Source organism: Actinotalea sp. (assembly GCF_041597215.1).
Classification (GTDB): Bacteria; Actinomycetota; Actinomycetes; order Actinomycetales; family Cellulomonadaceae; genus Actinotalea.
This window is the reverse complement of the sequence record NZ_JBFHHB010000213.1, coordinates 1-5,697: the sequence shown is the minus strand read 5'-3', so window position 1 is coordinate 5,697 and position 5,697 is coordinate 1. Positions and strand designations below refer to the sequence as shown.

The following is a 5,697-nucleotide window of genomic DNA, read 5'->3' as shown; positions in this document are numbered from 1 at the left end:
CTGCCCGGTGTAGGTCCGGCGGGCACGCCCGACGTCGAGCACCTCACCGTCCGGGCCGAAGACGATCCGGGAGATCTCCGAGTCGCAGGCGAGCCGGTCGAGAACCGACCGGGGCACGATCGTCCCTCCGGTGGTCTGCGCGGGCGCGGACGACCCGGACGCGCTCTCGTCGGGGCACCAGCCGGCCGGCAGCCACGTCGGGCCCGCCTCACGCGACTCGTCCTGCGCGGCCGCACGCAACGCCTCGCTCCGCAACGTCTCCCAGGGCACGAGCACGGAGAGGTGCGGCCGCACCGACTGCCCGCCGCCGGCCAGTCCGCGGTCCAGGACCAGCCGAGACGCGTCGACGAGGGCCGCGGCCTGCCGTTGCTCCCGCGAGCGACGATCGTCGGCCGCGGGGACCCCCGCGACCGCGCGCAGCGCGAGGACGACGGCTTCGCCGTGCTCATGCGTGAGGAAGCCCTGGAGGACGACCCCGTCGGACCGGCGGGAGACGGTGAGGTACTCCCGCGCCGACGCGGCCTCGTGCTCGGCCTCCGTCGCCGCCGCGTCGACGCTCGCCGCCCACCGGCGAACGGTGCGCTGGAACTCGTCCGGAGGTTGCCGCCGGGCCTGCGCGATCAGATGCGCCTCGTTCAGCTCCGGCCGATCAGACGCCAGGGCCGCCTGCCGCGCCGGCGTCGAGGGGCCGAAGCGAGCCAGGACCTGAGCGTGCTCGATCGAGACCGCGCCCTCTTCGACCGCCGCGCGAGTCGCCGGAAGCTCGGCGTCCAGCGCCCTCCCGAGCGCGACATCACGACGCACCGTCGACAGGGAGACCCCTTGCCGCCGGGCCGCCCAGTCCCCGAAGGTCCGCCACCCCGCCGCGGCCCAGCGCCCGTCGTCCTCGACCTTGGCGAGCACCCGTGCCGCCACTGCCTGGACCTGCCCGGCCGCCATGGCGAGCACCCGGTGCAGCTCCGGCCCGTTGGCCCCGTCCACCTCGGACAGGTCGAGCGCCATCAACTCGCTGACGTCGGCCCGGAGCCGCGCGACGACCGTCGCGATCGGAGCCTCCGGGCCAGTGGTGGACATAGAACAAGTGTACGAACGCCCGCCGACATCCGAGCCGAGGACCGACCGGGCGGTGGACACGCACGAACCGCTCCAGCTGTGGGGCGCGACCACCCTCGCCTTGCCGACCCCCCTGCGCCCCCACCTCACCCGTGCGCGACCACCCACGCATGCATCGCGATCGCGGCGGCCGCCCCCGCGTTGATCGAGCGCGTCGACCCGAACTGCCGGATGTGCAGCACGTCCACGCACGCCGCCCGCGCCTCCGCGGACAGCCCGACGCTCTCCTGCCCGAACACCAGGACGCACTCGCGCGGCAGCGGGTACCCCTCCAGCGGGACCGAGCCCGGGAGGTTGTCGATCCCGATGACCGGCAACGCCCCGCCGCCCGGGCCCGCGGTCGCCGCCCAGGCGACGAGGTCGCCCACCTCGGGATGGTGCCGCAGGTGCTGGTACCGGTCGGTCACCATCGCGCCACGCCGGTTCCACCGACGCCGGCCGACGATGTGCACCTCGGCGGCGGCGAAGGCGTTCGCCGTCCGCACGACCGAGCCGATGTTCATGTCGTGCGCCCAGTTCTCCACGGCCACGTGGAAGCCGTGCCGGCGGGTGTCCAGGTCGGCGACGATCGCCTCCATCGTCCAGTAGCGATAGCCGTCGACGACGTTGCGCCGGTCACCTCCCGCGAGCAGCTCCCGGTCGTAGCGCGGGTCGTCGGGCCAGTCCGCCTCGCCGCCGGGCCACGGGCCCACCCCGACCCCCATGTCCTGCTCGCGATCCTCCACTCCCCCATCCTGCCGCCCGCGCGGGACGGGCGACGCCGTCCGTCCAGTGCCACGATGACGCCGTGAGCCCCTGGCAGACGCACTCCTCCCGCACCGCCTACGAGAACCCGTGGATCCGGGTGCGCGAGGACACCGTCACCCGGCCCGACGGCGGCGAGGGGATCTACGGGGTGGTGGAGGTCCGGCACCCGGCCGTCTTCGTGGTCCCGGTGACCGAGGACGACGAGGTCGTCCTGGTCGAGCTGTTCCGCTACACCACGGGCAGGACCTCCCTCGAGGTCCCGTCCGGCGGCTCCGACGGCCAGGAACCGCTGCTCGCCGCCCGGCGTGAGCTGCAGGAGGAGACCGGGCTCGTCGCCGACACGTGGCAGCGCCTCGGCGGGATGGACGCGCTCAACGGTGTCTGTCACGCCCCCGAGCACATCTTCCTCGCGCGTGGTCTGCGCCCTGCCGCCGCAGCAGCCGGCACGACGGCGGCCCAGGACGAGGAGGGCATCACGGCGGTCCGCACCGTGCCCTGGCCCGAGGTCATGGGTCTGGTGAGCGACGGGACGATCACCGACGGGGAGACGCTCGCCGCCCTGCTCCACGCGGGGATCGCGCTCGGCCGGATCGGCTGAGCCCACCGACCCGTCCGGGCGGCTCCTAGACGAGCTCGACGCTCAGCGCCGCCGCAGCCTCCCGAGCACGCTCGCGCGCCTGCTCCACGTCGGCACCGCGCGCCAGCGTCACCGCGACCCGGCGCCGCCCCGCCACCGAGGGCTTGCCGAAGAGCCGCACCTGGGCCGTCGGCACCCCGAGGGCGGCGTCGACGCCGCTGAACTGCGGCACGCCGGTCCCCTCCGCGAGCACCGCGCAGGAGGCCGCGGCGTCCTGTCCCGTACCGGCACCCAGCCGCAGCACCTCCCCCACGGGGAGTCCGAGCACCGCCCGCGCGTGCAGGGCGAATTCGGACAGGTCCTGCGAGACGAGGGTCACGAGCCCTGTGTCGTGCGGCCGTGGCGAGACCTCGGAGAACAGGACCTCGTCCCCGACGACGAAGAGCTCGACCCCGAACACGCCCCAGCCGCCCAGCGCCCGCGTGACGGCCGTTCCCATCGCCTGGGCCTTGGCGAGCACCCCCTCGGGAAGCGCCGCGGGCTGCCAGGACTCGCGGTAGTCGCCGTCGACCTGCACGTGCCCGATGGGGTCGCAGAACGCCGTCCCGCGCACGTGCCGCACCGTCAGCAGGGTGATCTCGGAGTCGAACTCCACCCAGCCCTCGACGATCACCCGCACGGCGGCGTCCCCGTGGCCGGCGGTCCGCCCTCCGGTCTGCGCGTACTCCCATGCCGCCTCGGTGTCCTCCGCTGCGCGGATCACCGACTGGCCCTTGCCGGAGGAGGACATCACCGGCTTGACCACGCACGGCAGCCCGAGCCTCCCGACGGCGGCCTCGACCTCCGCGAGGGATCCTGCGAAGACGTACGGCGAGGTCGGCAGGCCGAGCTCCTCGGCAGCGAGCCGACGGATGCCCTCGCGGTCCATGGTGAGCCGGGTCGCCCGGGCGGTCGGCACGACGCGCACCCCCGCCTCCTCGACCTCGGCGAGCACCTGCGTGGCGATGGCCTCGATCTCGGGGACCACGACATGCGGCTGCTCCGCGGCGAGCAGCGCGCGCAGCGCCGTCGCGTCGAGCATGTCGATCACGTGGGCACGGTGCGCGACCTGCATCGCCGGGGCGTCGGCGTAGCGGTCCACCGCCACGACCTCCGCGCCGAGGCGCTGCAGCTCGATCGCGACCTCCTTGCCGAGCTCGCCCGCGCCGAGCAGCAGCACGCGCGTGGCGCGAGGGCTCAGCGGCGTGCCGATCACACCGGGGACCGGGCCGGCTCCCGCCGCTCCGCCCACGTCAGGGGTTCCGCTCATCGGGTCGCTCCTCGTCGTTCGTCGCGCCAGGACTGCCAGGCCTGCCTGGCATGGAGCCGGGACTGCGTGTGGAGAACCGACCCTTCGTAGAGCCGCGCGCCCAGCAGGACGAACAGCACGGCCGTGCCCAGCACGATCCCCGCCGAGACGAACGGCTCCCAGGCGGCGGCGTTGCCCAGCACCACCCGGGCCGGCATGAGCAGCGGCGCGGTGAAGGGCACGTAGGAGAGCCAGGTCTGCGTCTGACCGGGGTCGAGCGCGAAGATCGCTGCGAAGAACGGCACGATGACGAAGACCTGCATGACGACGGTGGTCGCCTGGAGCTCCTCGGTGCGGGTGGCCAGCGACCCGGCCACGGCCCACAGGCAGGCGAGCATGACGAAGCCCAGCAGGAAGAACGCGATGAACCAGCCCGAGGCGGCGAGCACCTGCGAGACGAGCTCCCCCTGACCGACGAGCCGCGCGCCGAGCAGCCCGGTCCCGAGGATGACGACGATCTGCCCGACCGCCATCACCGTGTTGCCGATCACCTTTCCGGCCAGCAGCCGGCGCACCGGCATCGCGGCCACCAGCAGCTCGACGACGCGGGACTGCTTCTCCTCGACGACGCTCTGCGCGATGGACATGCCGAAGGTCAGCACCGACAGGTAGAAGAGGAACGCGAAGACGAGCACGAGCAGCTCGGGCGGGACGCTCCCGCTCGGACGCGCGTCGAGCAGCGTGACCGTCGGAACGGCCGGCGCGGTCAGCGCGGCGACCTCCTGCGGGCTCAGCCCACCTTCGGCCGCCGCCTGCTCGACCTGCAGGGTGGCCGATGCGGCGCGGACGAGCGAGGAGATCTCCGTCGGGACGCCTTGCGCCCCCAGGATCCGCAAGGAGTCGACGTCCTGCCCGACGACGGCGGCGTCGACGTCGCCGTCGCGGACGAGCCGGTAGACGTCCGTGCCCGGCTCGAGCTCGACGAGCGAGAGGTTCGCCGGCGGCAGCCCGCCGTCGCCGAGGACGGCGAGCGAGGCGGGGACCGTCGGGGTGTCCTTCTGCACCTCGGCACCGAGGACGGCCGCCTGGCGCACCGCTGCGCGCGCCCCGTCACCCTCGACGGCCACCCGCAGCTCCGGGACGCTCTGCGCGAGGAGCACGGGGATGGCGGTGCCGACGGCCACGAGTACGAGCATGAAGAGGGTCGACCCGAGGAACGCCTTGTCGCGCAGCTTGACGACGATCTCGCGCGAGGCGATCACCCAGGCGCCACGCACGGCGCTCAGCCGCCGCGCGCTCATCGCACGACCTCCCGGTACAGCTCGGCAAGGGTCGGGACGAGCGGAGCGAACTCCCGGACCGTCCCCGCTGCCTGCGCCGCCGCGAGCAGGAGCTGGTCGTCCGCGCCGTCGTCCAGGTCGACCACGACGACCGGCCCGTCCTGGCCGAGCAACCGGGCACCCGGGACCGGCGCGACGAGCGCTGCCGCCCACGGCTCGCCGACCCTCGCCTCGGGCACCTCGACGCGCAGCCGGTAACGGCGGCCCGTCGTGGACCTCCGCACCGTCGCGGAGTCCCCGGCGACCACCACCCGGCCGTGGTCGATGATCACCACGTCGTCGCAGAGCCGCTCGATCAGCTCGAGCTGATGGCTGGAGAACAGCACCGGGACCCCGGCGTCCGCGCGGGCCCGCAGCTGCACGCCCATCGCGTCGATGGCGAGCGGGTCGAGCCCGGAGAACGGCTCGTCGAGGACGAGGAGGGCGGGGTCGTGCACGAGGGCCGCCGCGACCTGCACGCGCTGCTGGTTGCCGAGGGAGAGCGTCGAGAGGTGATCGTGCGAGCGCTCCTCCAGGCCGAGCTGCTCGAGCAGGTCCCTGCTGCGCCGTCGGGCTGCCGACGCCGACAGTCCGTACACCCGGCCCAGGTGGACGAGCTGGTCCAGCACGCGCATCCGCGGGTAGAGCCCTCG

6 protein-coding genes are annotated in these 5,697 nt (G+C 74.1%); 1 reads left to right on the top strand and 5 read right to left on the bottom strand.

Annotated features, from left to right (window positions below):
* On the bottom strand, nucleotides 1-1,074 hold a 1,074-nt coding region (locus ABWK99_RS12990; RefSeq protein ID WP_372595125.1), incomplete at its 3' end, for a DUF222 domain-containing protein.
* Nucleotides 1,075-1,199: 125 nt separating this feature from the next.
* Complete coding sequence (locus tag ABWK99_RS12985; protein ID WP_372595126.1) at nucleotides 1,200-1,817, bottom strand: TrmH family RNA methyltransferase; 618 nt, start codon at nucleotides 1,815-1,817, stop codon at nucleotides 1,200-1,202.
* Nucleotides 1,818-1,900: 83 nt separating this feature from the next.
* Between ABWK99_RS12985 and ABWK99_RS12980 the strand changes: the two genes are divergently transcribed.
* Nucleotides 1,901-2,458 (top strand): NUDIX domain-containing protein, encoded by a 558-nt coding sequence (locus tag ABWK99_RS12980; protein WP_372595124.1) that lies wholly within the window; start codon nucleotides 1,901-1,903, stop codon nucleotides 2,456-2,458.
* A 25-nt stretch (nucleotides 2,459-2,483) separates the two neighbouring features.
* Here ABWK99_RS12980 and purT read toward each other — a convergent pair whose 3' ends face one another.
* The 3 genes from purT to ABWK99_RS12965 all read right to left on the bottom strand — a co-directional run.
* Nucleotides 2,484-3,746: a formate-dependent phosphoribosylglycinamide formyltransferase gene (gene purT / locus ABWK99_RS12975; RefSeq protein ID WP_372595123.1), complete on the bottom strand. Its 1,263-nt coding sequence runs from the start codon at nucleotides 3,744-3,746 to the stop codon at nucleotides 2,484-2,486.
* Nucleotides 3,743-5,026, bottom strand: a complete 1,284-nt coding sequence (locus ABWK99_RS12970) for an ABC transporter permease (RefSeq protein WP_372595122.1) — start codon at nucleotides 5,024-5,026, stop codon at nucleotides 3,743-3,745. Before ABWK99_RS12970 ends, purT begins: the two co-directional genes overlap by 4 nt.
* Nucleotides 5,023-5,697: ABC transporter ATP-binding protein (locus ABWK99_RS12965; RefSeq protein WP_372595121.1), on the bottom strand; the 675-nt coding region annotated here is incomplete at its 5' end. The genes ABWK99_RS12970 and ABWK99_RS12965, both read right to left, overlap by 4 nt.

Bases quoted from the DNA above. Each gene is read 5' to 3' on its own strand.
- ABWK99_RS12985 (WP_372595126.1), bottom strand. From the start codon at position 1,817: ATGGGGGTCGGGGTGGGCCCGTGGCCCGGCGGCGAGGCGGACTGGCCC.
- purT (WP_372595123.1), bottom strand. From the start codon at position 3,746: ATGAGCGGAACCCCTGACGTGGGCGGAGCGGCGGGAGCCGGCCCGGTC.
- ABWK99_RS12970 (WP_372595122.1), bottom strand. From the start codon at position 5,026: ATGAGCGCGCGGCGGCTGAGCGCCGTGCGTGGCGCCTGGGTGATCGCC.